Source organism: Dryocola clanedunensis subsp. sulfonylureivorans (genome assembly GCF_016756775.1).
Taxonomy (GTDB): domain Bacteria; phylum Pseudomonadota; class Gammaproteobacteria; order Enterobacterales; family Enterobacteriaceae; genus Dryocola; species Dryocola clanedunensis.
On the sequence record NZ_JAERMU010000016.1, the window covers coordinates 1 to 24,808 of the forward strand.

Annotated in this window: 22 protein-coding genes; 15 read left to right on the forward strand and 7 right to left on the reverse strand. The window is 54.9% G+C overall.

Translation table 11 applies throughout. The annotated features are described in order from the left end of the window. Positions 1-167: 167 nt before the first annotated feature. Positions 168-2,603, reverse strand: coding sequence for a glycerol-3-phosphate 1-O-acyltransferase PlsB (gene plsB / locus HYQ67_RS16370; RefSeq protein ID WP_202305208.1), 2,436 nt, complete (start codon positions 2,601-2,603; stop codon positions 168-170). A gap of 183 nt (positions 2,604-2,786) precedes the next feature. Here plsB and HYQ67_RS16375 point away from each other — a divergent pair, with 183 nt between their 5' ends. The 4 genes from HYQ67_RS16375 to HYQ67_RS16390 all read left to right on the forward strand — a co-directional run bounded on the left by HYQ67_RS16375 (position 2,787) and on the right by HYQ67_RS16390 (position 5,738). Next, entirely contained in the window at positions 2,787-3,161 is a 375-nt protein-coding gene (locus HYQ67_RS16375; protein WP_202305209.1) for a diacylglycerol kinase, read from the forward strand. 109 nt (positions 3,162-3,270) lie between these two features. After that, the gene (lexA, locus tag HYQ67_RS16380) at positions 3,271-3,879 is read left to right on the forward strand and encodes a transcriptional repressor LexA (RefSeq protein WP_202305210.1); all 609 of its coding nucleotides are present in this window, start codon (positions 3,271-3,273) and stop codon (positions 3,877-3,879) included. 76 nt (positions 3,880-3,955) lie between these two features. Continuing rightward, complete coding sequence (gene dinF / locus HYQ67_RS16385) at positions 3,956-5,290, forward strand: MATE family efflux transporter DinF (protein WP_202305211.1); 1,335 nt, start codon at positions 3,956-3,958, stop codon at positions 5,288-5,290. A gap of 238 nt (positions 5,291-5,528) precedes the next feature. Then, positions 5,529-5,738 (forward strand): CsbD family protein, encoded by a 210-nt coding sequence (locus tag HYQ67_RS16390; RefSeq protein ID WP_202305212.1) that lies wholly within the window; start codon positions 5,529-5,531, stop codon positions 5,736-5,738. Between the two features lie 80 nt (positions 5,739-5,818). On the opposite strand, the gene zur is transcribed toward HYQ67_RS16390, so the two are convergent. Further along, a complete protein-coding gene (gene zur, locus HYQ67_RS16395) occupies positions 5,819-6,337 on the reverse strand; it encodes a zinc uptake transcriptional repressor Zur (RefSeq protein WP_202305213.1) in 519 nt (172 codons plus the stop codon). A 110-nt stretch (positions 6,338-6,447) separates the two neighbouring features. Here zur and HYQ67_RS16400 point away from each other — a divergent pair, with 110 nt between their 5' ends. The 3 genes from HYQ67_RS16400 to dusA all read left to right on the forward strand — a co-directional run bounded on the left by HYQ67_RS16400 (position 6,448) and on the right by dusA (position 9,525). Next, entirely contained in the window at positions 6,448-6,951 is a 504-nt protein-coding gene (locus HYQ67_RS16400) for a cupin domain-containing protein (RefSeq protein WP_202305214.1), read from the forward strand. A 172-nt stretch (positions 6,952-7,123) separates the two neighbouring features. Further along, the gene (locus tag HYQ67_RS16405; protein ID WP_202305216.1) at positions 7,124-8,431 is read left to right on the forward strand and encodes a conjugal transfer protein TraF; all 1,308 of its coding nucleotides are present in this window, start codon (positions 7,124-7,126) and stop codon (positions 8,429-8,431) included. 95 nt (positions 8,432-8,526) lie between these two features. Then, positions 8,527-9,525, forward strand: coding sequence for a tRNA dihydrouridine(20/20a) synthase DusA (gene dusA, locus HYQ67_RS16410; RefSeq protein ID WP_202305218.1), 999 nt, complete (start codon positions 8,527-8,529; stop codon positions 9,523-9,525). A gap of 215 nt (positions 9,526-9,740) precedes the next feature. Here the strand turns inward: dusA and HYQ67_RS16415 are convergent, their stop codons facing one another. Beyond that, complete coding sequence (locus HYQ67_RS16415) at positions 9,741-10,724, reverse strand: quinone oxidoreductase (RefSeq protein ID WP_202305220.1); 984 nt, start codon at positions 10,722-10,724, stop codon at positions 9,741-9,743. 83 nt (positions 10,725-10,807) lie between these two features. On the opposite strand from HYQ67_RS16415, the gene dnaB reads away from it, so the two are divergent. The 5 genes from dnaB to HYQ67_RS16440 all read left to right on the forward strand — a co-directional run bounded on the left by dnaB (position 10,808) and on the right by HYQ67_RS16440 (position 16,164). Beyond that, positions 10,808-12,214, forward strand: a complete 1,407-nt coding sequence (dnaB, locus tag HYQ67_RS16420) for a replicative DNA helicase (protein ID WP_202305222.1) — start codon at positions 10,808-10,810, stop codon at positions 12,212-12,214. A gap of 74 nt (positions 12,215-12,288) precedes the next feature. Continuing rightward, positions 12,289-13,368 (forward strand): alanine racemase, encoded by a 1,080-nt coding sequence (gene alr / locus HYQ67_RS16425; RefSeq protein ID WP_202305224.1) that lies wholly within the window; start codon positions 12,289-12,291, stop codon positions 13,366-13,368. A 129-nt stretch (positions 13,369-13,497) separates the two neighbouring features. Continuing rightward, positions 13,498-14,691, forward strand: a complete 1,194-nt coding sequence (gene tyrB / locus HYQ67_RS16430) for an aromatic amino acid transaminase (RefSeq protein ID WP_202305226.1) — start codon at positions 13,498-13,500, stop codon at positions 14,689-14,691. A gap of 258 nt (positions 14,692-14,949) precedes the next feature. Further along, positions 14,950-15,663 (forward strand): acid phosphatase AphA, encoded by a 714-nt coding sequence (gene aphA, locus HYQ67_RS16435; protein WP_202305228.1) that lies wholly within the window; start codon positions 14,950-14,952, stop codon positions 15,661-15,663. A 147-nt stretch (positions 15,664-15,810) separates the two neighbouring features. After that, positions 15,811-16,164 carry an MmcQ/YjbR family DNA-binding protein gene (locus HYQ67_RS16440; protein ID WP_202305230.1) on the forward strand — a complete coding sequence of 118 codons (354 nt, stop codon included), beginning with the start codon at positions 15,811-15,813 and terminating at the stop codon, positions 16,162-16,164. On the opposite strand, the gene uvrA is transcribed toward HYQ67_RS16440, so the two are convergent. Continuing rightward, positions 16,165-18,990, reverse strand: a complete 2,826-nt coding sequence (uvrA, locus tag HYQ67_RS16445) for an excinuclease ABC subunit UvrA (protein WP_202305239.1) — start codon at positions 18,988-18,990, stop codon at positions 16,165-16,167. A gap of 226 nt (positions 18,991-19,216) precedes the next feature. Between uvrA and ssb1 the strand changes: the two genes are divergently transcribed. Then, the gene (gene ssb1, locus HYQ67_RS16450; RefSeq protein ID WP_202305241.1) at positions 19,217-19,759 is read left to right on the forward strand and encodes a single-stranded DNA-binding protein SSB1; all 543 of its coding nucleotides are present in this window, start codon (positions 19,217-19,219) and stop codon (positions 19,757-19,759) included. Between the two features lie 66 nt (positions 19,760-19,825). On the opposite strand, the gene HYQ67_RS16455 is transcribed toward ssb1, so the two are convergent. Then, the gene (locus tag HYQ67_RS16455; protein WP_202305243.1) at positions 19,826-21,355 is read right to left on the reverse strand and encodes an MltF family protein; all 1,530 of its coding nucleotides are present in this window, start codon (positions 21,353-21,355) and stop codon (positions 19,826-19,828) included. 98 nt (positions 21,356-21,453) lie between these two features. Next, a complete protein-coding gene (locus tag HYQ67_RS16460; protein ID WP_202305245.1) occupies positions 21,454-21,735 on the reverse strand; it encodes a YjcB family protein in 282 nt (93 codons plus the stop codon). Between the two features lie 496 nt (positions 21,736-22,231). On the opposite strand from HYQ67_RS16460, the gene HYQ67_RS16465 reads away from it, so the two are divergent. Beyond that, a complete protein-coding gene (locus tag HYQ67_RS16465) occupies positions 22,232-23,824 on the forward strand; it encodes an EAL domain-containing protein (protein ID WP_202305247.1) in 1,593 nt (530 codons plus the stop codon). Positions 23,825-23,828: 4 nt separating this feature from the next. On the opposite strand, the gene soxS is transcribed toward HYQ67_RS16465, so the two are convergent. Beyond that, positions 23,829-24,152, reverse strand: coding sequence for a superoxide response transcriptional regulator SoxS (soxS, locus tag HYQ67_RS16470; RefSeq protein WP_202305249.1), 324 nt, complete (start codon positions 24,150-24,152; stop codon positions 23,829-23,831). Between the two features lie 86 nt (positions 24,153-24,238). On the opposite strand from soxS, the gene soxR reads away from it, so the two are divergent. Further along, entirely contained in the window at positions 24,239-24,694 is a 456-nt protein-coding gene (soxR, locus tag HYQ67_RS16475; RefSeq protein ID WP_202305251.1) for a redox-sensitive transcriptional activator SoxR, read from the forward strand. Positions 24,695-24,808: the final 114 nt, after the last annotated feature.

Here is a 24,808-nt window from a genome sequence, read left to right on the forward strand (position 1 = left end):
GGCGGCGCTGGGTGCAGTAATGCGCAAGCTGGTGCACATGTGCTTCGGGGTGCTTAAAACACGCCTGCCATGGGATGAAAATTATGCAGCTACCGCTTGACGTTCAAGACGGTAGCTACAAATTGAATCGTAGGGCGGATAAGCAATTGCGCCATCCGCCAGCTTGTTTACTCTGCCGCCACGGCTACCTGCGACGTTGCGCTTTCCACGGTCAGACGCACGTCTGAGGTAATCAGGTCGGCCAGCATCTGATAAACCTTCATCGTTTCCGTTGGCTCCGCGTCACCGGTATCGCTGATATAGCCTTCATCGCGCAGCGTCAGCACCAGCGAGGTGAAGACCGCCTTGTCGAAGAACTCCGGCGCGTTGATACCGTGCAGCATGGAGAGACGCTGCGCCACGGTGCGGCTTTCACGTTCAAGCGTTCCACGGTTAATGGACGGGTTCGCGCTCAGCAGCCAGAAGGTGATGGCATAGCGCTGCAGCGTTTCGCGCACGCCAGCCGCCAGCAGCTGCAAAGTCCGGGAGCGGGCAGGGTTAATCTGCACCTGACCGGCACTCACCGTTACCAGCCCCTGACGCTCCATCTCGCCCAGAAGCGCATCAATTACCGTTGTCAGCTCGCTCTTTTCCCAACGCAGGAACAGCTCGGCTTTCAGCATCGGATAGATAACCTCTATCTGGCGCTGAAGTTCGGCACGGTCGATTGTGCGGTGCTGGGTAACGATAGAAGCCAGCAGCGACGGCAGCACCAGCATGTGCATGATGTTGTTGCGGTAGTAGGTCATCAGCACGGCCTGCTCGCGCGGCAGAATGATGATGTCGCCGATGGTGTCTTTCTCGACTTCAAATTTGTTCATCTGCAGCGCGTGGTCGATAAGCGCCGATGCGGTTTGCTCAGGGGCGGTGGCATCTGGCGAATACGGCACGTTGCGCAGCAGACTGAGGTAACAATCGAGCTGTTCGGTAAGCTGTTCGCGAGTCAATGAACGCTGGCGCGAGGCCAGAAGCGCGGTACAGCACAGGTTCATGGCGTTAGCCGCCCCTGCATTGTTGATGCGCACCATCAGTTCAGCGGCAATCTCGTTAACCGTTGGCGTTAACCACGCCGGACGTACGGCTTCGATGGGATCGATAGACTCACGCCACTCCGGCACCCGCTGGTTGAGGAACGCGTTCAGCGGCATAGGTTCGCCGAAGTTCACGTAGCCCTGGCCCAGGTTACGCAGCTTGCTTAAGCCCCGCAGCATCGACATAAAGCCTTCTTTCTCTTTTGTCGCACCGCGTAGCTCTTTCGCGTAAGTCCCCACTTCCATCACGTGCTCGTAGCCGATATAAATCGGCACCAGTGTAATAGGACGAGTACCGCCGCGCAGCATGGCCTGGATGGTCATCGACAGCGTGCCGGTTTTCGGGTCCAGCAGGCGACCCGTACGGGAACGCCCCCCTTCAACAAAGTATTCAACGGAGTAGCCACGGCTAAACAGCTCGCCGAGATACTCGCGGAACACGGTGGAGTAGAGTTTGCTGCCCTTGAACGTCCGGCGGATAAAGAACGCGCCCAGGCGGCGGAAAATCGGGCCGGCTGGCCAGAAGTTCAGGTTAATCCCTGCCGCGATGTGCGGCGGCACCAGCCCCTGGTGATAGAGCACGTAGGACAGCAGCATATAGTCCATGTGGCTGCGATGGCAGGGCACATAAACGATTTCGTGCCCGTCATGGGCGAGCTGGCGTACGCGTTCGGCGTTGTGGACGTTGATCCCCTGATACAAGCGGTTCCACGTCAGCCCCAGCACACGGTCTGTCAGGCGGATTGCTTCATAAGAGAAGTTAGCTGCAATCTCTTCCATCAGCGCTACGGCGTTTTGCTGGGCTTTCTCATGGGAGATTTTCTTGCTGCGCGCTTCGTCTTCTACAGCACGAGCAATGGCCTTTGAGGCCAGCAACTTATTAAACAGATCCTGACGTACCGGCAGACGAGGTCCAACGGTTGCTAAACGCTGACGAGCAAAGTGCGTGCGCGCAACGCGAGCCAGCTTCTGGGCGATGGTTTTGTCCGTACCGTGCTCGGTCGCCATGCGGCGTAGCGAAACAGGGGCGGAGAAACGCACGAAGCTGTCGCGGCCCAGCCACAACACGGCAAAAAACTTTTGCACGCCGTTAAGGGTGCGCAAAGATGGATTCACCTCGCCTTTTTCACGGCCAGGAGAACGACCAAACATCACCGAAACAGGGACCATCTGGACATCCAGATTCGGATTGCTGCGGTGCAGGTCGAGATAATCGTGGAAGAGCTTTATCGACTCTTCTTTCGGTGTGTAGTAGTGAAAGACTCGCGGGCCTCCGTGGATAAAGACGTAGCGCGGCAGTACCGCCCCGTCGATTTCCAGGGGTTCCAGCGGGTCGGGCAAATCATGGGCCAGACACTGCGCGCGCAGGGTCAGCAAGTCCGCCTTAGAGTTGTAAGGCAAAACGTACATGATAGGGCGTGTGGTATCGAGACCCAGTTCGGCTTGTGGATCAGCCGGTATGGACTTGCTCTTTACCAGAACGCTTAATGGAAAATTAAGCAATTTGTAGTAAATTCTTGGCCAGCCTGACATAAACGATGTAAAGCCTCAGGTTAATAGTGCAATTTCGCCGCAAGAATATCAGAAACTGTATAAGATTTCTGTGGCGTTGCGATTTTACCCAACTTCCCTTCAGGCTGCCGGACATCGACGGGCTTTGAAAGGGGTGGGCTACTGATAAGCATTGACGCTTTAATTTTAAAAAGGTTTCCCTGAATGGCCAACAATACCAATAACACTGGATTTACCCGCATCATCAAAGCCACTGGCTACTCCTGGAAGGGGCTGCGCGCAGCCTGGATCAACGAGGCTGCTTTCCGGCAGGAAGGGGTCGCCGCGGTTATCGCCATCGCTATCGCCTGCTGGCTGGATGTCGATCCCGTCACCCGCATTTTACTTATCGGCTCTGTGGTATTGGTGATGATAGTTGAGATCCTCAACAGCGCTATCGAAGCCCTGGTAGACCGCGTGGGTATGGAACACCACGAGCTGTCTGGCCGTGCGAAAGACATGGGATCGGCCGCGGTGTTAATTTCCATTATCCTCTCGGTGATAACCTGGATAACTCTGCTTTGGCAGCATTTGCGATAGACTTTCCAGAATACGATAAGTGCCTGGTTTTTTGCTTAATTTGTGGTTTCAAATTCGCCTTTAACTGTATATACTCACAGCATAACTGTATAAACACCCAGGGGGCGGAATGAAAGCATTAACTACCAGGCAGCAAGAGGTGTTTGATCTCATTCGGGATCATATTAGCCAGACCGGCATGCCACCAACGCGTGCCGAGATTGCTCAACGTCTGGGGTTCCGTTCTCCAAACGCCGCGGAAGAGCATCTCAAAGCGCTGGCGCGTAAAGGCGCTATCGAAATTGTCTCCGGTGCTTCACGCGGTATCCGTCTTCTTGTTGAAGAAGAAACCGGTCTTCCGCTGGTGGGCAGAGTCGCTGCCGGTGAGCCGCTGCTCGCACAAGAGCATATCGAAGGCCACTATCAGGTTGATCCATCGCTGTTTAAGCCTAATGCGGACTTCTTGCTGCGCGTCAGCGGCATGTCAATGAAAGACATCGGTATTCTGGATGGCGATCTGCTGGCGGTGCATAAAACTCAGGATGTTCGTAACGGGCAGGTTGTGGTTGCGCGCATTGACGATGAAGTGACGGTTAAGCGCCTTAAGCAACAAGGCAACACCGTGCAACTTCTGCCGGAAAACAGCGAGTTTGCACCTATCGTTGTCGATCTCCGCGAGCAGAACTTCACCATTGAAGGGCTGGCCGTCGGCGTGATTCGCAACGGTGAGTGGCTGTAACCTACGCTTTTTGTGATGCGCGTCCACCGCGCATCACGGTATAAATCTCTTCTCCACACTCGCAGCGGATCTCCTCATGCGTTTCTTCTCGACGACGGACAAAGCGCTCTGGCGCCTCGCGTTGCCCATGATCTTTTCGAATATCACCGTCCCTCTGTTAGGCCTGGTGGATACGGCGGTCATCGGCCATCTTGATAGCCCTGTTTACCTGGGCGGCGTGGCCATTGGCGCAACGGCAACAAGTTTTCTCTTCATGCTGCTGCTGTTTCTGCGCATGAGCACCACTGGATTAACCGCACAGGCCTTCGGAGCCAATAACCCAGCAGCGCTGGCGCGGGCGCTGGTGCAGCCCCTCGGGCTTGCATTGATCGCCGGCTTCGTGATTGTCGCGCTACGCTACCCCCTGATTAATCTGGCGCTGCAAATTGTTGGCGGCAATGCGCAGGTGCTGGAACAGGCTCACCGCTTCCTTGAGATCCGCTGGCTCAGCGCGCCCGCTTCCCTTGCCAACCTCGTTCTGCTTGGCTGGTTACTCGGTGTGCAGTACGCCAGGGCGCCGGTGATTTTGCTGGTTGTTGGCAACGTGCTGAATATCGCGCTGGATCTCTGGCTGGTGATGGGGCTGCATTTGAACGTGCAGGGTGCGGCGATGGCCACGGCAATTGCCGAGTACGCGACGTTCTTCATCGGCCTGCTGATGGTCAAGAAAGTTCTGGGGATGCGGGGGATTACGCTGTCGATGCTGAAGGACGCCTGGCGGGGGAACGTTCGTCGCCTGCTGGCGTTGAACAGGGACATCATGCTGCGCTCGCTGCTGCTGCAAATCTGCTTCGCTTCGGTGACCATCTTTGGCGCGCGGCTGGGCAGCGAAGTGGTGGCGGTCAACGCCGTGCTGATGACATTACTGACCTTCACGGCCTACGCGCTGGACGGTTTCGCCTACGCCGTGGAGGCCCACTCCGGGCAGGCATACGGCGCGCGGAACGGCAGTCAGCTGTTAAGCGTCTGGCAGGCCGCTTGCCGCCAGGCGGGCCTGGTCGCCTTAAGTTTTGCCCTCATCTACGCCTGCTTCGGCGAAAATATTGTTGCACTCTTAACGTCGTTAACCGAGCTGCAGCAGCAGGCAGACCGCTATTTGCACTGGCAAATCGTTCTGCCGGTGGTGGGCGTATGGTGTTATCTGTTAGATGGGATGTTTATCGGTGCGACGCGCGGCGCAGAGATGCGCAACAGTATGGCCGTTGCCGCCGCTGGCTTTGGTCTGTCACTGTTGACCGTTCCCTGGCTTGGGAATCACGGGTTATGGCTCTCTGTGGCTGTTTTTCTGGCGCTGCGGGGGCTATCGCTGGGCTGGATATGGCGACGCCACTGGCGAAATAACACCTGGTTTAGCGCTGCGGGTCATAGTTAGTTACATCTGCTGACGAGAGCTTGCATCCGCGCTCAGTCTGCTGATTTCCTGCTATATTCTGCTGGAAATCAGCCCTTTTCACGGTGGCGCTATGGTTCAATGTTCTTAATTCCCGCCTCGGTGCCAGATCCTTGACTACAATTATTATCACGTCCAGCAGATAGTGGGTCGCAGCCAGACTGAACGATCCGGACGATGTTAACCCTACACTTTTTCACCGAACGCTAAGGATACCATTATGAATAAAGATGAAATCGGCGGTAACTGGAAACAGTTTAAAGGCACTGTGAAAGAAAAATGGGGCAAGCTTACAGACGATGACATGACGGTCATCGAAGGTAAACGCGATCAGCTGGTTGGTAAAATCCAGGAACGATACGGCTCATCGAAAGACGAGGCGGAAAAAGAAGTTGTTGACTGGGAAACCCGCAATAAATATCGCTGGTAGGCAGTCGTTATAAATAAACCTCAGATGTGCTGACTCTCTGAGGCTACCTGCCCTGGTACAAGGATGTACCGAATCCTCTGTTAACGAACCTTCTTTTTAATCAGCACCGTGTGGTCATGGCTGCTGCAACCTTCCTTATGACTGCAGGCTTCCACTTCAGCACACGCAGAACACAATCCATGTGCTTCAATGACGTTATGACGCAGAGCAAAGCCCATTTTTGCGGCCAGCTTGTGCATGATGTCCTCCACACCCTGCGCGGCCTCTTCTTTGACGGCGCCACAACGCTCGCAGATAAACATGGCTGACGAGTGAGTTGGTTGATCGATAAGATTGCACAGCACGTAGCTGTTTGCGGATTCCACACGGTGAATAAATCCCTGCTCCAGCAGGAAATCCAGCGCGCGATAAACGGTGGGAGGTTTTGCCTGAGGCTCGCTGACGCGCAGCAAATCCAGCAGGTCATAAGCGCTGATGGCACCCGTTTGCAGCGTCATCAGGCGCAGCACTTCCAGACGTTGCGGTGTCAGGCGCACATTGCGCTGGGCACAAAGTTTTTCAGCCTGCGCTAACACGGTTTGTGTAGTCGTCGTATCCATCAGCATTCCTCAGTTATTAACCTCAGACTTTACCATAAAAGCAGCAAAAACGCCGAATGCTGGTACATACTGGCTGTGAACCCTGTTGAAAGTTTTGCTTTGGAGATGTCATGCAAAAACCAGATTGTATCCGCCACTGGCGCGAGCTTGAAGGCGCGGATGATTCCACCTATCCCGACAGTAACGAACTGTTTTCCATTGGCGCGCCGCTTGCGCGTAGCCTGGGGTTAAACCGGCTGGGCATTCATCACGAGCGGCTATTGCCGGGACGACGCACCTCCTATCCGCACGCTGAAAGCAGCGAGGAAGAATTTGCTTATGTGCTGGAGGGCCATCCGCAGGTGTGGATTAACGGTAACTTATACCAGCTTGAGCCGGGCGACAGCGTTGGCTTTCCGGCGGGTACGGGCGTGTGCCACACGTTTATCAATAATACGGAACATGAAGTTCGCCTGCTGGTCGTAGGCGAGGCCAACAAAGACGAAAATCAGATCTATTACCCGATGAATCCCGGCTATGCCGCTCAACGGCAGGACCGCTGGATTGACCATCCGCCACAGTTTTTTGGCCCACACGACGGACGCCCTTCACGAAAACCTACGGGTAAACTATAAATAAACCTGCATGGAGATTTTGAAACCCTAACCCGAATGGATAGAAACGGGATTTCTATAGTTTAAATAAACAACTTTTTAACACTTTATTCACAGCAACGTTCCGCCTCCGTTGGGCTTTACTGGCGGGGGGCTAGTTATTCCAATTGACTAAATTGACGGGCAGCGGTGAATGAAAAAAATAAAATCTCTGGCGGCGCTTGGTGCCGCATCTTTGTTTGTGGCAAATCCAACGTGGGCGGCAGGCACCTGGGCGGAAGCCCGAAGTGATGCGATGGGCGGTACAGGTGTGGCCTCAGGCAGCTACGGTAGCGGGGCGTTAATCAACCCGGCTCTGCTGGCAAAGGCGCAGGAAGAAGATTCCTTCACGGTTATTCTTCCTTCCGTTGGCGCGCAGATTACCGATAAAGACAATCTGCAGGATCAGATCGACGATATCAGCGACAAAGTTGATCACTACGAAGATGTGATCGATAGCCTCACTTTGCAGCAGATTATTACCAATCCGACAGGTTCACTGAATCTGCTCCAGGGCGCGGCAGGGGATCTGGCGGGCGAACTGGAAGACCTGCGGGGAAAAACGGCGCAGGCGAAAGCGGGGGCAGGGATTTCCGTCAGCATTCCAAACAATGTCCTGTCGCTGGCGTTTGTCACTAAAGCATACGCCCATGGGCGAGTTAGCTCTTCTATCGACCAGCAGGATATCGACTACCTGCGCGGCATTGAGAATTCCGATACGGTGGCGACAGGCGTTGCTATCGACGCGGCAACGAACGGCTCAGACGCCATTACCCGTAACCTGAACTCCACCGCTTCCGGGCGCGCAGCGATTGTTTCCGATTACGGCGTGGCGATGGCGAAGCAGTTTGATCTTGGGGGGGTGCCAGTCTCCGTTGGTATCACACCAAAGCTGCAAAAAACCTGGCTGTATAACTACACCACGTCGATTTACACCTATAACAGTGACGACTGGAACAGCAGCCGTTACCGTAACGATGACACTGGTTTTAACGTTGATGCCGGGTTTGCGGCAGACTTCGGCGAAAACTGGACCGTGGGCCTGAGCGGCCAGAACCTGATCTCACGTGATATCGACACCAAAGACATTCGTATCACCAATGGTCGTACTGGTGAGACGAAAAGCTATAAAGATACTTACCAGATTAGCCCGTTGGTAACGGCGGGGGCAGCGTGGCACAACGATCTGATCACGTTGAGCACCGACGGTGATCTGACCGAAACCAAAGGCTTCAAAAGCGAAGAGGATTCGCAGTTTGTTGGCGTGGGAGCGGAGGTTCGTCCGCTATCCTGGTTCGCCGTCCGCGCGGGCTATCGTGCTGATGTGAAAGGCAATGACAGCAACGTCTTTACCGGCGGCGTCGGATTTGCACCGTTTAATCGCGTACACATCGATCTGATGGGCCTCTACGGCGAAGACGAGACCTGGGGGGCAGGCGCACAGCTCAGCATGACCTTCTGATCAAACTGGCGTCGGGACGAGCAGGTGTCCCGACGCCGACTGTGCTATAGTGGCGACCCTTTTTTCACCGTAACCTGCGTAAACGTTCAGTGCCTATGTCCTCACAAAGCAAGCAAACCCCGTTCCAGCCGTACCGTTTTTCCATCGCGCCGATGCTCGACTGGACCGACCGCCACTGCCGCTATTTCCTGCGTCAGCTGTCGAAGAACACCCTGTTGTACACCGAGATGGTCACCACTGGGGCAATCATTCACGGTAAAGGGGACTATCTGGCTTACAGCGAGGAGGAGCATCCGGTTGCCCTGCAGCTGGGCGGCAGCGATCCAGCGGCACTGGCACAGTGCGCGAAGCTTGCCGAAGCTCGCGGTTACGATGAAATCAATCTTAACGTCGGCTGCCCGTCCGATCGCGTGCAGAACGGGATGTTCGGCGCCTGTCTGATGGCAGATGCCCAGCGAGTCGCAGATTGCATCAAAGCAATGCGCGATGTGGTGTCCATCCCGGTGACGGTGAAAACCCGTATCGGCATCGACGAGCAGGACAGCTACGAATTCCTGTGTGATTTTATCGGCACCGTAGCCGGGAAGGGCGAGTGCGAAATGTTTATCATCCACGCCCGTAAAGCCTGGCTATCCGGCCTTAGCCCGAAAGAGAACCGCGAAATCCCGCCGCTGGATTACCCGCGGGTCTATCAGCTTAAGCGCGACTTCCCGCATCTGACCATGGCCATTAACGGCGGCGTGAAGACGCTGGAAGAGGCGAAAACGCATCTTGAGCACCTGGACGGCGTGATGGTCGGGCGCGAGGCGTATCAAAATCCTGGCCTGCTGACCGCCGTAGATCGTGAAATTTTTGGGTGTGACACACCGGAAGTGGATACGGTTGAAGCGGTTCGCGCCATGTATCCCTACATTGAACGTGAGCTGGCCAATGGCACTTACCTTGGGCACGTCACGCGTCACATGCTCGGCCTGTTCCAGGGGATCCCCGGCGCGCGCCAGTGGCGTCGCTATCTGAGCGAGAACGCTCATAAAGCAGGGGCAGGGATTGACGTGGTCGAACATGCCTTGTCGCTGGTTGCGGACAAACGCTAGCGGGTACAGGAAATAACCGTAAGGATTGCTCAGGTATTGCGGAGTCGATCACAACCTTGCATCTTTGTGGCTAACTTTCCAGAGCTGAACATTTCAATCGCTGACGAATTCTGACAATATTGCCGGGCTTTAACATAGGAATTCATCGCAGCTGTACCCTACAGACAGCGCGAACAAAAAAAAGAATGGGCTTCCCTCGGGAAGCCCAAATTCTTTTAAGGAATCAACAGGCTGGAGCCTTGTGTCGCCCGGCTTTCCAACACCTCATGAGCATGCGCCGCATTTTTTAACGCGAACTTCTGGGCTTCGGCCACATCCACTTTTATCACGCCGCTGGCGATGAGCGAGAACAGCTCGTTGCAGGCTTCCTCCAGCTCCTCACGCGTGGTGACGTAACCGTTAAGTGACGGCCGCGTAACATACAGCGAACCTTTCTGGTTTAAAATCCCCAGATTCACGCCGGTCACCGGGCCTGATGAATTCCCAAAACTCACCATTAGACCCTGGCGCTGCAGGCAGTCGAGTGACGCTTCCCAGGTGTCTTTGCCCACCGAGTCATAGACCACCGCGACCTTCTTGCCGCCGGTGATCTCTTTTATGCGATCGACCACGTTCTCTTCGCGATAGTTAATGGTCTGCCAGGCGCCAGCCTGTTTAGCACGCTCAGCTTTTTCCGCCGATCCCACCGTGCCGATAAGTTTTGCTCCCAGCGCTTTTGCCCACTGGCAGGCGATTAACCCCACGCCACCGGCGGCGGCATGGAACAGAAAGACCTCGTCCGGCTTCACTTCATAGGTTTTACGCAGCAGGTAATAGACCGTCAGGCCTTTCAGGAAGGAGGCGGCGGCCTGTTCAAAAGAGATGGCGTCCGGAAGTTTTGCCGCTTTGTCAGCGGGCACGTTGTGGACGCTGCTGTAAGCGCCCAGGCCTGACTGGGCGTAGACCACGCGGTCGCCCACTTTCAGGTGCGTTACGTCCTGCCCGACCATGCTCACCACGCCTGCGGCTTCTGTTCCCAGCCCGCTCGGCATCTTCGGCGGCGGATAAAGCCCGCTGCGAATATAGGTGTCTATGTAATTGATACCAATTGCTTTGTTCTCAACCTGAATCTCACCGGCGGCGGGGGCCTGAGGGGTGAACTCCACCGCTTTGAGCACGTCCGGACCACCGTGCTGGCTAAACTCAATACGCGTTGCCATGGAAACTCCTTGTGTCGAAGTGAACAGACCAGGTGTTATACTCCTCGGTCTCTGTGAACATGAAATCTGGTAACTCCCTCACTATGGCAGGAAATAAACCCTTCAACAAACCGAACGAAACCCGCGATCGTCAGATGGAAGGGCTGAAAATGCCGCCGCATTCTCTGGAAGCGGAGCAGTCGGTATTAGGCGGGTTAATGCTGGACAACGAACGCTGGGACAACGTTTCCGAGCGCGTCGTCGCCAACGATTTCTTCAGCCGCCCGCACCGCTTAATCTTCACCGAAATGCAGCGTCTGCTGGAGATGAGCAAGCCAATTGACCTGATCACGCTGTCAGAGTCCCTGGAATTACAGGGCAACCTGGACAGCGTCGGCGGGTTTGCCTATCTGGCAGAGTTATCGAAAAATACGCCAAGTGCGGCGAACATCAACGCTTACGCGGATATCGTCCGCGAACGTGCGGTAGTTCGTGAAATGATCGCCGTGGCGAACGAAATTGCCGACGCCGGTTACGATCCGCAGGGGCGAACCAGCGAAGATTTATTAGATTTGGCCGAATCGCGCGTTTTCCAGATTGCAGAAAACCGCTCCAATAAAGATGAAGGCCCAAAATCCATTGACCAGATCCTTGAGGCGACGGTCTCTCGTATCGAGTCGCTCTATCAGACCCCGCACGACGGCGTGACGGGCGTGGATACGGGTTATCAGGATCTGAACAAGAAAACCGCCGGGCTGCAGAAGTCGGATTTGATTATCGTCGCGGCGCGTCCGTCGATGGGTAAAACTACTTTTGCGATGAACCTCTGCGAAAACGCCGCCATGCTGCAGGATAAGCCGGTACTTATCTTCAGCCTCGAGATGCCAGGCGAGCAGATCATGATGCGTATGCTGGCGTCGCTTTCCCGTGTGGACCAGACAAAAATCCGTACCGGGCAGCTGGACGACGAGGACTGGGCGCGAATTTCGAGCACCATGGGCATTCTGCTCGAGAAGCGCAATATGTATATTGATGACTCCTCGGGCCTGACGCCAACCGAAGTTCGCTCCCGCGCGCGCCGTATCTATCGCGAAGCGGGTGGCCTGAGCCTGATCATGATCGACTACCTCCAGCTGATGCGCGTGCCGTCGCTTTCCGATAACCGTACGCTGGAAATCGCCGAAATCTCGCGCTCGCTTAAGGCGCTGGCCAAAGAGCTGCAGGTGCCGGTGGTGGCGCTCTCCCAGCTTAACCGCTCCCTGGAACAACGTGCCGACAAACGCCCGGTCAACTCGGATTTGCGTGAGTCCGGCTCCATCGAGCAGGATGCCGACTTAATCATGTTTATCTATCGCGATGAGGTCTACAACGACAACAGCGACGAGAAGGGCATCGCGCAGATTATCCTCGGCAAGCAGCGTAACGGCCCAATCGGCACCGTGCGCCTGACCTTTAACGGCCAGTGGTCGCGCTTCGATAATTATGCAGGGCCGCAGTACGACGAAGATTGATTTATGTAGGGTGGATAAGTGTAGCGTCATCCACCGTCTGTGCGAAATGAAGACACTTTCTGCAAGGAAGAAACATGCAAGCGGCAACCGTAAAAATTAACCGCCGCGCTCTGCGACACAACCTCCAGCGTCTGCGCGAACTGGCTCCTGCCAGCCGCATGGTGGCGGTGGTGAAAGCAAACGCCTATGGTCATGGTCTGCTTGAGACCGCCCGTACTCTCCCTGATGCCGATGCCTTCGGCGTGGCCCGCCTGGAAGAGGCCGTTCGCCTGCGTGAAGGGAGCATCACCCAGCCCATTCTGCTGCTGGAAGGTTTTTTCAGTGCCAGCGATCTCGCGACTATCGCGGAACATAATCTCCAGACCGCCATTCACAGCATCGAACAACTTGAAGCGCTGGAGCAGGCTGAACTCAGCCACCCGGTAACGGTGTGGATGAAGCTGGATACCGGCATGCACCGTCTGGGCGTTTTGCCGCACGAGGCAGAAGCCTTTTATCAGCGCCTCGTGAACTGCAAAAACGTCAGCCAGCCGGTGAATATCGTCAGCCACTTCGCCCGTGCAGATGAGCCGGAATCGGATGCCACTCCACGCCAGCTGGATACCTTTCACTCCTTCATTGACGGCAAGCCGGGCCAGAAATCTATCGCTGCCTCCGGGGGCATTCTGCTGTGGCCGCAGTCGCATCTCGACTGGGTACGTCCGGGCATTATCCTTTACGGTGTCTCTCCCCTGGAGCAGAAGCCGTGGGCCGGGGCGTTTGGTTTCCAGCCTGTGATGTCGCTGACTTCCAGCCTGATCGCGGTTCGCAGCCATAAAGCCGGTGAGCCGGTAGGCTACGGCGGTACGTGGATTGCGGAACGTGACACTCGCCTGGGCGTGGTGGCGATGGGCTACGGCGACGGCTACCCTCGCTGCGCGCCATCAGGTACGCCGGTGCTGGTCAGCGGTCGAGAAGTGCCGATTGTGGGACGCGTGGCAATGGACATGATTTGCGTCGATCTTGGCCCGGAAGCGACGGAAAAAGTGGGCGACGGCGTGGTGCTCTGGGGAGAAGGTCTGCCCGTTGAGCGCATCGCTGAAATCACAAAAGTAAGTGCTTACGAACTTATCACGCGCCTCACTTCCCGGGTGGCAATGGAGTATCTGGACTAAGAACAGAAACGGCGGATGACGTTTGCGCTTATCCGCCCTATAAAACCGCTAAAACAAACCCCTCGATTTCCCCCCGGCTTCCGGTTTACATTGGTTATCCGCGACACCGTAAACCAGGAGAACCCCACCGTGTTTCAAAAAGTTGACGCCTATGCTGGCGACCCGATTCTGTCCCTGATGGAACGCTTCAAAGTTGATCCACGAGCCGATAAGGTCAACCTCAGCATCGGCCTGTATTACAACGAAGATGGGGTGATCCCGCAGCTGCAGGCGGTAGCGGAAGCCGAAGCTCGCCTTAACGCGAAGCCGCATGGCGCCTCCCTCTATCTGCCAATGGAAGGTCTTAACACCTACCGCAACGCCATTGCTCCGCTGCTGTTCGGCGCTAAGCACGAGGCGCTGCGCGACGGGCGTATCGCTTCAATCCAGACGCTTGGCGGCTCTGGTGCGCTGAAGGTTGGTGCGGACTTCCTGAAAACCTACTTCCCCGATTCACAGGTCTGGGTCAGCGATCCGACCTGGGAAAACCACGTCGCTATCTTTGCCGGAGCGGGCTTTACGGTGAATACCTACCCGTGGTTCGACAGCGAAACCAACGGCGTGCGTTTCGAAGCCCTGCTTGAAACATTGAATAAATTACCGGCCCAGAGCGTTGTGCTGCTGCACCCTTGCTGCCACAACCCGACGGGTGCGGACCTGACGAACGCCCAGTGGGATGCGGTTATTCAAATCCTCAAAGCGCGCGAGCTGATCCCCTTCCTCGACATTGCCTATCAGGGCTTCGGCGCGGGCATGGAGCAGGACGCCTACGCCATCCGCGCTATTGCCGGCACGGGCATGCCTGCGCTCGTCAGCAACTCCTTCTCGAAGATTTTCTCGCTCTACGGTGAGCGCGTCGGCGGGCTGTCCGTTGTCTGCGAAGACGCAGATACCGCAGGGCGCGTGCTTGGCCAGTTAAAAGCCACCGTTCGCCGCAACTACTCCAGCCCACCCAATTTCGGCGCACAGGTCGTTGCTGCTGTATTGAATGACGAAAAGCTGAAGGCTAACTGGCTTGCAGAAGTGGAGAGTATGCGCTGCCGTATTCTTGATATGCGCCAGGCACTGGTATCCGTGCTTAAAACGGAAATTCCGCGGGGCAATTTTGATTACCTGCTGACCCAGCGCGGCATGTTCAGCTATACGGGCCTGAGCGCCGAGCAGGTAGATCGTCTGCGTGACGAGTTCGGCGTTTACCTAATCGCCAGCGGGCGCATGTGCGTCGCGGGCCTGAACAGCAATAACGTGCGCCGCGTGGCGAAGGCGTTTGCTGCGGTAATGTAAGTACTCACTTACCAGGGTCTTTTTGTTGTAAGGTGGATAAGCGAAGCGCCATCCACCTTCAGCCGCAGTGATTAACGGCGGATGGCGCTTCGCTTATCTGCTCTACGGTTACGTCCCGTTTATTCTGTGATCGTCACCTTTTTCTCAGACAAATCCAGCAAAAAACCTTTATAACCCCGCGCCCCGCAGGTATGGTCGTTTAAATTTTTGACCAGCTGCTCTGGTTTGTAATGATTATCTGCAATGAAAGGGATGATGATGCGTAAGATTACTTTGGCGTTAAGCGCCGCCTGTTTATTATCTGGATTCCACCTCTCCGCCGCTGCCAGGGAATCCGTTCCCGCCCCTCTCAACCCCGGCGTTACCGTTGCTCAACTGGCTCAGCAGATCCCCGTCCACTGGGTCTCCGTCGCGCAAATTGAAAATAGCCTGCTGGGCCGCCCGCCCATCGCCGTTGGGTTTGATATCGATGACACCGTCCTCTTCTCAAGCCCGGGCTTTTATCGCGGTCAGAAAGAGTATTCGCCGGGCAAACAGGATTACCTGAAAAACCCGGAGTTCTGGGAAAAGATGAACAACGGCTGGGATGAGTTCAGTATGCCGAAGGAAGTGGCGAAGCAGCTGATTACCATGCACCTAAAGCGCGGCGATAGCATTTACTTCGTCACCGGGCGCAGCGAGACGAAAACGGAAACCGTGACGAAAACGTTGCAGAGTGACTTCCTCATCCCGCAGAACGCGATGAACCCGGTCATTTTTGCCGGCGACAAAGAAGGCCAGAACACCAAAACGCAGTGGCTGAAGGACAAACAGATTAAGATCTTCTACGGCGACTCGGATAACGACATTACGGCCGCGCAGGACATGGGCGCGCGCGGCATTCGCGTGCTGCGGGCTTCCAACTCCAGCTACCAGCCGCTGCCGAAAGCGGGCGCGTTTGGCGAAGAAGTGATAGTGAACTCAGAATACTAGGCCTTAACGGTAAGAATGACGGCGATGCGCGTAAGCCCATCGCCGTTTTTTTCATCTAATTTGCCCCATCGGGTTGTACCTTTTGGCGTCTGGGTCGCACACTTAGGGAGGCCCACAATATGATGATGATGCTATCAGGGGAACAACATGACCAATTCGGAGCTCTTGCTGTACTGCATGAATAAACCAGGCGCGGAACAAACCGTTCACAGCGACTGGAAGGCCACGCAGATTAAAGTGGCGGATGTGCTTTATGCCATGGTGCACGACGTGGAAAAGCGCCCGGCGGTTTCGCTGAAGGCGAGCCCGGAACTTGCTGATTTACTGAGGGAAAGCCATAAGGATGTGTTTCCCAGCGCGCACCTGAACAAGGCACACTGGAGCACGGTTTATCTGGACGGCACGCTGCCAGATTCGCAGATTTACTATCTGGTTGACGCCTCCTACCAACAGGCGCTATCGCTGCTGCCCGATCACACCAGGCAGCAGCTAAGCCGCTGATTACTTCAGCAACGGCTTGAGGAAGCGCGCGGTATGAGACGCTTCGCAGGTGGCGACCGTTTCCGGGGTGCCGGAAACGAGGATCTCGCCGCCGCCGCTGCCGCCTTCCGGGCCAAGATCGACAATCCAGTCCGCGGTTTTAATCACGTCCAGGTTATGTTCGATGACCACAATGGTGTTGCCCTGGTCTCTGAGCTGATGCAGCACTTCCAGCAGCTGCTGGATATCCGCGAAGTGCAGACCGGTTGTCGGCTCATCGAGAATATACAGCGTCTGCCCCGTGCCGCGTTTTGACAGCTCGCGCGCCAGCTTCACGCGCTGTGCTTCACCGCCGGAGAGCGTCGTTGCCGACTGCCCAAGGCGAATATAAGACAGACCCACGTCGATCAGCGTTTGCAGCTTACGGGCCAGCGCCGGTACGGCATCGAAGAACGCACGGGCGTCTTCAATGGTCATATCCAGCACTTCGTGAATGCTCTTGCCCTTGTATTTAATCTCCAGCGTTTCACGGTTATAGCGTTTGCCTTTGCACTGGTCGCACGGCACGTAGATATCCGGCAGGAAGTGCATTTCGACTTTGATCACGCCGTCGCCCTGACAGGCCTCACAGCGCCCGCCACGCACGTTAAAGCTAAAGCGCCCTGGCGTATAGCCGCGCGCGCGGGATTCCGGCACGCCCGCAAACAGCTCACGGACCGGGGTGAACACGCCGGTGTAGGTTGCCGGGTTAGAACGCGGCGTACGCCCAATTGGGCTCTGGTCGATATCGATGACTTTATCGAAATGCTCCAGCCCCTGAATATCACGATAGGCCGCGGGTTCCACAATGGTCGCGCCGTTAAGCTGGCGCTGGGCAAGCGGGAACAGCGTATCGTTGATCAGCGTTGATTTCCCCGAGCCAGAAACCCCGGTGACGCAGGTAAACAGGCCTACCGGCAGCGTCAGCGTGACGTCTTTCAGGTTGTTACCCTTCGCGCCAATCAGCTTGAGGACTTTTTCCGGATCGGCCGGCACGCGGTTTTTCGGGATAGAAATCTCGCGTTTGCCGCTCAGGAACTGCCCGGTCAGGGATTCCGGCGCATCGATGATGTCCTGCATGCTGCCTTCCGCCACCACCTGTCCGCCGTGCACGCCAGCGCCAGGGCCGATATCGATGATATGGTCAGCGGCGCGAATGGCGTCCTCGTCGTGCTCCACCACAATCACCGTATTGCCCAGATTACGCAGGTGGATGAGCGTCTCCAGCAGGCGCTCGTTGTCGCGCTGGTGCAGGCCGATGGACGGTTCGTCCAGCACATACATCACGCCAACCAGCCCGGCTCCAATCTGGCTCGCCAGACGAATACGTTGGGCTTCACCGCCGGAGAGGGTTTCTGCGGAGCGGGAAAGGGACAGGTAGTTCAGGCCGACGTTCACCAGGAACTTCAGGCGATCGCCAATCTCCTTCAGCACTTTTTCGGCGATTTGCGCACGCTGGCCGCTGAGCTTCATGTTCTGGAAGAATTCCATCGCATGTCCGATGCTCATCTCCGAAATGGTGGGCAGCGCGGTATTTTCAACAAATACGTGGCGCGCTTCGCGGCGCAGACGCGTGCCTTCGCAGCTGGTACAAGGACGGCTGCTGATGAACTTCGCCAGCTCTTCACGTACGGCGGAAGATTCTGTCTCTTTATAGCGGCGCTCCATATTGTGCAGAACGCCTTCGAACGGATGACGGCGCACGGAGGTGTCGCCGCGGTCGTTCATGTATTTAAATTCGATGGTTTCTTTGCCGGAGCCGTGCAGCACGACATTTTTTACCGACGCACTCAGCTCATTCCACGGGGAATCCACGTCGAATTTATAGTGTTCAGCAAGAGATCGCAGCATGGTGAAATAGTAAAAATTACGACGATCCCAGCCGCGGATTGCGCCACCGGCCAGCGACAGCTCGCCGTTTTGCACCACGCGGTCCGGGTCGAAATACTGCTGTACGCCCAGGCCATCGCAGGTTGGACATGCGCCAGCCGGGTTATTGAACGAGAACAGACGCGGTTCCAGCTCGCGCATGCTGTAGCCACAAATCGGGCAGGCAAAGTTGGCCGAGAACAGCATCTCTTCGGCTTTTTCGTCGTCCATATCCGCCACGACGGCGGAGCCGCCGGAGAGCTCCAGCGCGGTTTCAAAGGACTCTGCCAGACGCTGACCAATGTCTTCACGGACCTTGAAGCGGTCGACAACCACTTCAATGGTATGTTTTTTCTGTAATTCCAGCTTTGGCGGGTCCGAGAGATCGCAGACCTCGCCGTCGATACGGGCGCGGATATACCCCTGGCTTGCCAGGTTTTCCAGCGTTTTGGCGTGCTCGCCCTTACGATCTTTAATGATTGGCGCAAGGAGCATCAGGCGGCGGCCTTCCGGCTCGGCCAGCACGTTATCCACCATCTGGCTGACGGTTTGTGCCGCCAGCGGAACGTCATGGTCCGGGCAGCGCGGTTCGCCGACGCGGGCATAAAGCAGACGCAGGTAGTCGTGGATTTCCGTAATGGTGCCGACGGTGGATCGCGGGTTGTGCGAAGTGGACTTCTGTTCGATAGAAATCGCCGGCGACAGCCCTTCGATATGGTCGACATCCGGCTTTTCCATCAGCGACAGGAACTGACGCGCGTAGGCCGAAAGGGACTCAACGTAACGACGCTGCCCTTCGGCGTACAGGGTGTCAAAAGCCAGTGAGGATTTGCCAGAACCCGACAGCCCGGTCACAACAATCAGCTTGTCGCGAGGGATGACGAGGTTGATATTCTTGAGATTGTGGGTGCGGGCGCCCCTAACTTCGATCTTATCCATTCACCTTTCCCGGATTAAACGCTTTATGCCCGGCGCAGGAATGCCACCGGAGATCGCAAACGGCTAATTATGACACAATAAAACCTGAATGGATATCCAGTGCTTTAATGCAATAATGTATCGCGAGAAGAGATTCTGGAATCCATCCCGCAGCTATAAACATTGGGGGTGGCATGGTAGAATCGAGGGTTTACACTATTCATAAAACGTTTCAGGAGACACGATCATGGCCAGCAGAGGCGTAAACAAGGTGATTCTCGTCGGGAATCTGGGTCAGGACCCGGAAGTACGCTACATGCCAAATGGGGGCGCTGTCGCCAACATTACCCTGGCCACGTCAGAGTCCTGGCGCGATAAGCAAACCGGCGAAACCAAAGAGAAGACTGAATGGCACCGCGTTGTGCTGTTTGGCAAACTGGCGGAAGTGGCCGGTGAATATCTGCGTAAAGGCTCTCAGGTGTACATCGAGGGTGCATTGCAGACGCGTAAATGGACCGACCAGGCTGGCGTTGAAAAATACACCACCGAAGTCGTCGTCAACGTTGGCGGCACCATGCAGATGCTGGGTGGCCGTGCTGGCGGTGGTGCAGGCGCACCGGCTGGCGGCAACGGCGGACAGCAGCAGGGTGGTTGGGGTCAGCCTCAGCAGCCACAGGGCGGCAACCAGCAGTTCAGCGGCGGCGCGCAGTCTCGCCCGCAGCAGAGCGCACCAGCGGCTCCGGCTAACAACGAACCACCAATGGATTTTGACGACGATATTCCGTTCTAAAAAATACCATAGACCTTTTTGTAAAGTTTTAAACTGTTAGCCCCGTTTACGGGGCTTTTTTATTGCTCACTCTGCCACCTTTGCTTTTTCCGGCACCGGCTGGCCCATCGATTTTTCCCGCACTTTCTGCTGCAGGCCTCGCTCTTTCATGATGAGCTGATAGGCGATGTAATACTTATAGATATTGCTGACGTAGGTCACCGTTTCACTGCCTATCTTCTCGGCTGCGAGATTTTCTACATTGCTGAACCAGACATTGGGATCGAAGCCGCGCTTTTGCGTTTCGATTCGCAGCCGGGCAATGCGAGCCGGGCCTGCGTTATAAGAGGCGAAGGAGAAGAGGGCTTTATCGAGAGGGGTCATAGGTTCATCGCTGTAGTAATGATCGATCATCCAGCGCATGTATTTCACCCCGGCGTTAATGTTGGGATCCAGCTTGCGAATATCGCCCACGTTCAACTCCTTGCCGGTGCTCGGTAACACCTGCATGACGCCAATTGCCCCGGACTTGCTTCGTGCCGACTGGTCAAGGCGTGACTCCTGATAACCCTGTGCCACCATCAGTAGCCAGTCAACATCATACTGGCCCGCGTATTTTCTGAAGACATCAACCATCGCCAGCAGTTTGCGGCGTTCTTTATCTGCGGCGGCATTTTTGACGTATTTCACGTTCTTCAGGTAGCGGGTGAGCAGAATATTGCCGAACTTGCTGCCCTTGCTGTTGTGCTTAACGAAACCGTTCAGCAATGCGAGGAGCTGAGGGCTGTCTTTGCGCACGGCCCAGGCAATGTCCGCTCCGTCCCTTAATACCATCGCCTCATGCACCGTGATTTTTGGAAACACCTGTTTCCAGAACAGGGCTTTGTGGCGATCGACGACGATCAGCGGGATAAGGCCCGCGTTGAGCATTTCGATCAGGTCTTCATCTTCAAGGGCCTCGGGGGCGGCTTCCAGCTTAATAAGGGGAAGGGATTCACGGCTAAAGCGAGCGTTAAGCGCCTGCAGGCTTTCGTAATAGCTTGAGGAGAACCGGACGAACACGGTCTTGCCTGAGAGTTGCTCAAGCGTTTCTACTTTCGGTGAGTGAGGGCCGGAAAGCAGTAGCTCTTTAACGTTGGTGTAAAGCGGGACCGTGAAGGCCGCGAGTTTCTCACGCGTTGGGGTGATGCTGAGGTTGGCGGCGGCGATATCGCCTCTGCCCTCGTTGAGTGCAGTAAACAGTTTGTCACGCGAGACGGGGACAAAGATGATATGAACTTTTAGGTGGCGACTGAGCTTCTTGTCTTTGACTAACCTGCGGTTTAAGTCTTTTTCAAACGCCATAAAGGCGTCGTAAGTCAGGCCGCGCTGAGTGCCCTTATCCAGAAAGTAGAAGGTCTTGTTGTAGGTGGTCAGCACCCGAATGACTCGTCTGTCGAGCATGCCCTGCCAGTCACCTTTCCAGGGCTGGAGAATGGCGTCTGCATTAACCTCAAGAGCAGATTGCTCCTGAGGTATCGGCAGCTTATCTACGGCTACGGCAGTACTTAAAAGCTGCGGGACAAAGCATAAAATAAAGCAGGCGGTGAAGAGTCGATGAAAACAGATGACGTTCATGGAGGTTACTCCATAGGTTTCATCTATTCATTTTAGTCAAATTGTGAGGGATTAACTTAGATAAGCACTCAGCGACTCCTGATAGCCTGCGATGGCCCTCAGGGCATCACCATCGGCCATTCAGGTGGTGCATGGCTGGAAATTTCCACCATCACGTCTTTAAACGACGACCACATCACGGCAAAATCCGCCATCGTCAGCCCAAGCAGACCGGTCGCAAACCAGAGCGCTGCGGCAATGCCCAGCCCGCTGCAGACAACGGCTAAGAATGCGTAGTCGGATTTACGGAATTGAATATTTAAGGTACTGGCAAGAAACATCAGTACGGCACTGACAAGCGGCCAGCGCATCAGCAGAACGCTGGTAGTGATTGCAGTCATGAATCCGATCCTCAGAGGCATAGGCATAACGGGGCGCGATAAGGCTGGCGCAATACCGTCAGGCGTGAATGATTGCATAAAATGCAAGCAAAAAAGTCTTGCAAAGAATTTGTGAACTATATCACATTTGTTCTTTTAATCGCCACCGTGATTGCGCGTTTTTCACACGTTTTGTTTAAGCGTGAGCAGGCAGGAGAGATCGGGTGCAGGGATTTTATCCCGCAGTTTATGCCATTAAAATATTCTTTAATTTTACTTAACAATTTATTCACTGCTGTATTACCCAGAATAAAGGCCATTTTTATCCCGTAAGATGAAGCTCAACGACGCTATTACCTGGTTGGCGCTACGTAATGTCTTATTTTCCTCTAAGCTTTGTCGTGAAGGAAAGAACGTCTGTTGCTTATACATTCATATTCATGCAGTTTAATCGCTACATAGCAGAGATGTTCCATGGAACGATCGGGGGCGGTAATAGCAAAGGCATGAGAGCAGCATGACAAGACGGATGAGCCTTCGTGCTTTACGAACAGCGGGATTGGGACTAACGGTGTTGTTGCCCGTTGTGCTGGCAATCTATTTTGCGCACATTCGTGCCGCCTCAGAGACAAGGCAGCATCTGAGCTCCTTTGCGCAATTAGTGATAGAGAAGACAGAGCTTGTTATTCAACAGGTCACGACGGCTCAGGAAGAGGCTGGGAAATACACCGGACAAATTTGCGATACCCACCACATGCACAAAATGCTGGATATTGTGCGCAGCAAACTTTATGTCGAAGATTTGATATATACCAACGGGAGTGAATTTTTATGCTCGTCGGCTTATAAACCTGCAGTGCCCTACCGCGCCCCGGCAGCGAATTATACTCGCAAACCTGATATCTCTATTTACTATTACCTGGATACGCCTTTCTTTGCTGACCATAAGATGACTTATATGCAGCAGGGAAATTACATTGTGTTGGTGAATCCTCGCGCGTACACGGATGTGATGTCAGACGATCGCAGCCTGGCCTATGGCGTGTACGATACGGTCACCAAACAGTTTTTCTCTTTAAGCGAAAAAGTGAACCAGCAGCGTCTGCATCAGTTCATTCTTGGTAGCGATCGGTATTTTACCGATAGCGACCGAGTGTACTCAATTGAACTGTCCCAAAAGCGTCCTGTCGCGGTGATCGTGTCGACTTCGCAAGCTCGGTTTAACAAAGAATGGTATCACCAGCTGACGCTAACCGTCCCGCTGGGGTTGATCTGTAGCATTATTATTCTCCTGATGTGGTCACGCACGCGACAGCTGCTTAATTCACCGCGGCGCCTGCTGCTTCGCGCTATCGAGAAAAATCAGTTAAAGCTGCATTACCAGCCGATTATCGATATCCAGACGGGAAAATGCGTCGGCGCAGAAGCCTTGCTACGCTGGGTCAATTACAGCGGCCAGTCAATAAGTCCCGCCACATTTATCCCTCTCGCTGAAGCCGAAGGGCTAATTCAGAAAATATCCGATTATGTCATCGACACGCTGTTTAACGATCTTGGTGAGTTTCTGTCGCAACATCCGGAGCTCTATCTTTCACTTAATTTATCCGCCACGGATTTTCACTGTCCACGACTGGTGTCGGTGCTGGCGGCAAAAATTGCGCAGTATGATGTGAAAGCCGACCAGATCATGATTGAAGTGACCGAAAGAGGGTTTATTGATGTACCAAAAGCCCGTCCGGTCATTCAGGCGTTTCGTCAGGCAGGGTTTGAAATCGCTATTGATGATTTTGGGACCGGCTACTCCAACCTGCATAATTTGCAGTTCTTAAACGTCGATATTCTGAAGATCGACAAATCATTTATCGATAACCTTCCTGCGGACCGGGCCCGTTATCTTATTGCGGAGCACATTATTGATATGGCTCGCAGCCTGAATCTTAAAACCATCGCAGAGGGTGTAGAGACGCAAGAGCAAGTTGACTGGCTCTCTGCGCGCGGCGTGCAATATTGCCAGGGCTGGCATTTTGCAAAGGCAATGCCGCCACAGGATTTTATTCACTGGCTCACACTCGCGGGTCAGCATACCCCCCCGCAAAGTTGCCTCGTCTGAAAATTCAGGCGTGGTGGCGATAATCAGTTGGCGTACGATCAAACTCCCGGCGGAATACGCGCGAGAAAGTTTGCTGTGATACGTAACCGTAATCCATCGCGATATCAAAAATAGGTCGTTGGGTAGATCGCAACTCCCTGGCTGCCAGCAGCAAACGGCGCTGACGAATATATTCGCCCAGCGTCTGGCGCATCACAGCACGAAACATCCTTTGCAGATACCACTTTGAGTATCCCGATTTTTGCGCCACCACGTCTATGTTCAGTGGCTGATCGATATGCTCATCAATCCATTCTGTTAGCGGGTAGATAATGTCCTGGTGTGCCATAGGCCTTCCTTAATCAAAGTAATCGATTAGCAGGTTTTAATGGCAGTGAGTATAATTCCTCAAGTTAACTTGAGGTAAAGCCCATTTTGGAAAAGAAAACACCCCGTTTTAAATCTCTGCTGTCGCCGGGCGAAGTGGCGAAGCGTACCGGCGTGGCCGTTTCAGCGCTGCACTTTTACGAAAGTAAGGGGCTGATTAAAAGCTCGCGCAACAGTGGCAATCAACGGCGTTATGCACGCGGTGTGCTGCGAACGGTAGCAATCATCAAAATTGCCCAGCGCATCGGCATCCCGCTGTCGACCATTGGTGAGGCGTTTGGCGTTTTGCCGGATGGACATTCCATCAATAAAAATGACTGGAAAAAGCTCTCTTCACTGTGGCGCGAGGAATTAGATCGCCGTATCCATACGCTGACGGCACTGCGGGATGAACTGGACGGGTGTATCGGCTGCGGCTGCTTGTCCGGCGCTGATTGTCCATTGCGGAATCCGGGGGATAAGCTGGGTGAGCAGGGAACGGGTGCGCGCCTGCTGGAAGATTAGGATAAACGCCAGGTATACATTGCCGGATGACGCTTCGCTTATCCGGCCTACGCTACGTTGACCGGGACTTCAGGCATTCAACCCAAAACTAAAGCGCCCGACTTCGGCGCTTTA

Excerpts from the sequence above, each read along its gene's own strand:
- plsB (WP_202305208.1), bottom strand. The coding sequence starts at position 2,603 with ATGTCAGGCTGGCCAAGAATTTACTACAAATTGCTTAATTTTCCATTA.
- HYQ67_RS16375 (WP_202305209.1), top strand. The coding sequence starts at position 2,787 with ATGGCCAACAATACCAATAACACTGGATTTACCCGCATCATCAAAGCC.
- lexA (WP_202305210.1), top strand. The coding sequence starts at position 3,271 with ATGAAAGCATTAACTACCAGGCAGCAAGAGGTGTTTGATCTCATTCGG.
- dinF (WP_202305211.1), top strand. The coding sequence starts at position 3,956 with ATGCGTTTCTTCTCGACGACGGACAAAGCGCTCTGGCGCCTCGCGTTG.
- HYQ67_RS16390 (WP_202305212.1), top strand. The coding sequence starts at position 5,529 with ATGAATAAAGATGAAATCGGCGGTAACTGGAAACAGTTTAAAGGCACT.
- zur (WP_202305213.1), bottom strand. The coding sequence starts at position 6,337 with ATGGATACGACGACTACACAAACCGTGTTAGCGCAGGCTGAAAAACTT.
- HYQ67_RS16400 (WP_202305214.1), top strand. The coding sequence starts at position 6,448 with ATGCAAAAACCAGATTGTATCCGCCACTGGCGCGAGCTTGAAGGCGCG.
- HYQ67_RS16405 (WP_202305216.1), top strand. The coding sequence starts at position 7,124 with ATGAAAAAAATAAAATCTCTGGCGGCGCTTGGTGCCGCATCTTTGTTT.
- dusA (WP_202305218.1), top strand. The coding sequence starts at position 8,527 with ATGTCCTCACAAAGCAAGCAAACCCCGTTCCAGCCGTACCGTTTTTCC.
- HYQ67_RS16415 (WP_202305220.1), bottom strand. The coding sequence starts at position 10,724 with ATGGCAACGCGTATTGAGTTTAGCCAGCACGGTGGTCCGGACGTGCTC.
- dnaB (WP_202305222.1), top strand. The coding sequence starts at position 10,808 with ATGGCAGGAAATAAACCCTTCAACAAACCGAACGAAACCCGCGATCGT.
- alr (WP_202305224.1), top strand. The coding sequence starts at position 12,289 with ATGCAAGCGGCAACCGTAAAAATTAACCGCCGCGCTCTGCGACACAAC.
- aphA (WP_202305228.1), top strand. The coding sequence starts at position 14,950 with ATGCGTAAGATTACTTTGGCGTTAAGCGCCGCCTGTTTATTATCTGGA.
- HYQ67_RS16440 (WP_202305230.1), top strand. The coding sequence starts at position 15,811 with ATGACCAATTCGGAGCTCTTGCTGTACTGCATGAATAAACCAGGCGCG.
- uvrA (WP_202305239.1), bottom strand. The coding sequence starts at position 18,990 with ATGGATAAGATCGAAGTTAGGGGCGCCCGCACCCACAATCTCAAGAAT.
- ssb1 (WP_202305241.1), top strand. The coding sequence starts at position 19,217 with ATGGCCAGCAGAGGCGTAAACAAGGTGATTCTCGTCGGGAATCTGGGT.
- HYQ67_RS16455 (WP_202305243.1), bottom strand. The coding sequence starts at position 21,355 with ATGAACGTCATCTGTTTTCATCGACTCTTCACCGCCTGCTTTATTTTA.
- HYQ67_RS16460 (WP_202305245.1), bottom strand. The coding sequence starts at position 21,735 with ATGACTGCAATCACTACCAGCGTTCTGCTGATGCGCTGGCCGCTTGTC.
- HYQ67_RS16465 (WP_202305247.1), top strand. The coding sequence starts at position 22,232 with ATGACAAGACGGATGAGCCTTCGTGCTTTACGAACAGCGGGATTGGGA.
- soxS (WP_202305249.1), bottom strand. The coding sequence starts at position 24,152 with ATGGCACACCAGGACATTATCTACCCGCTAACAGAATGGATTGATGAG.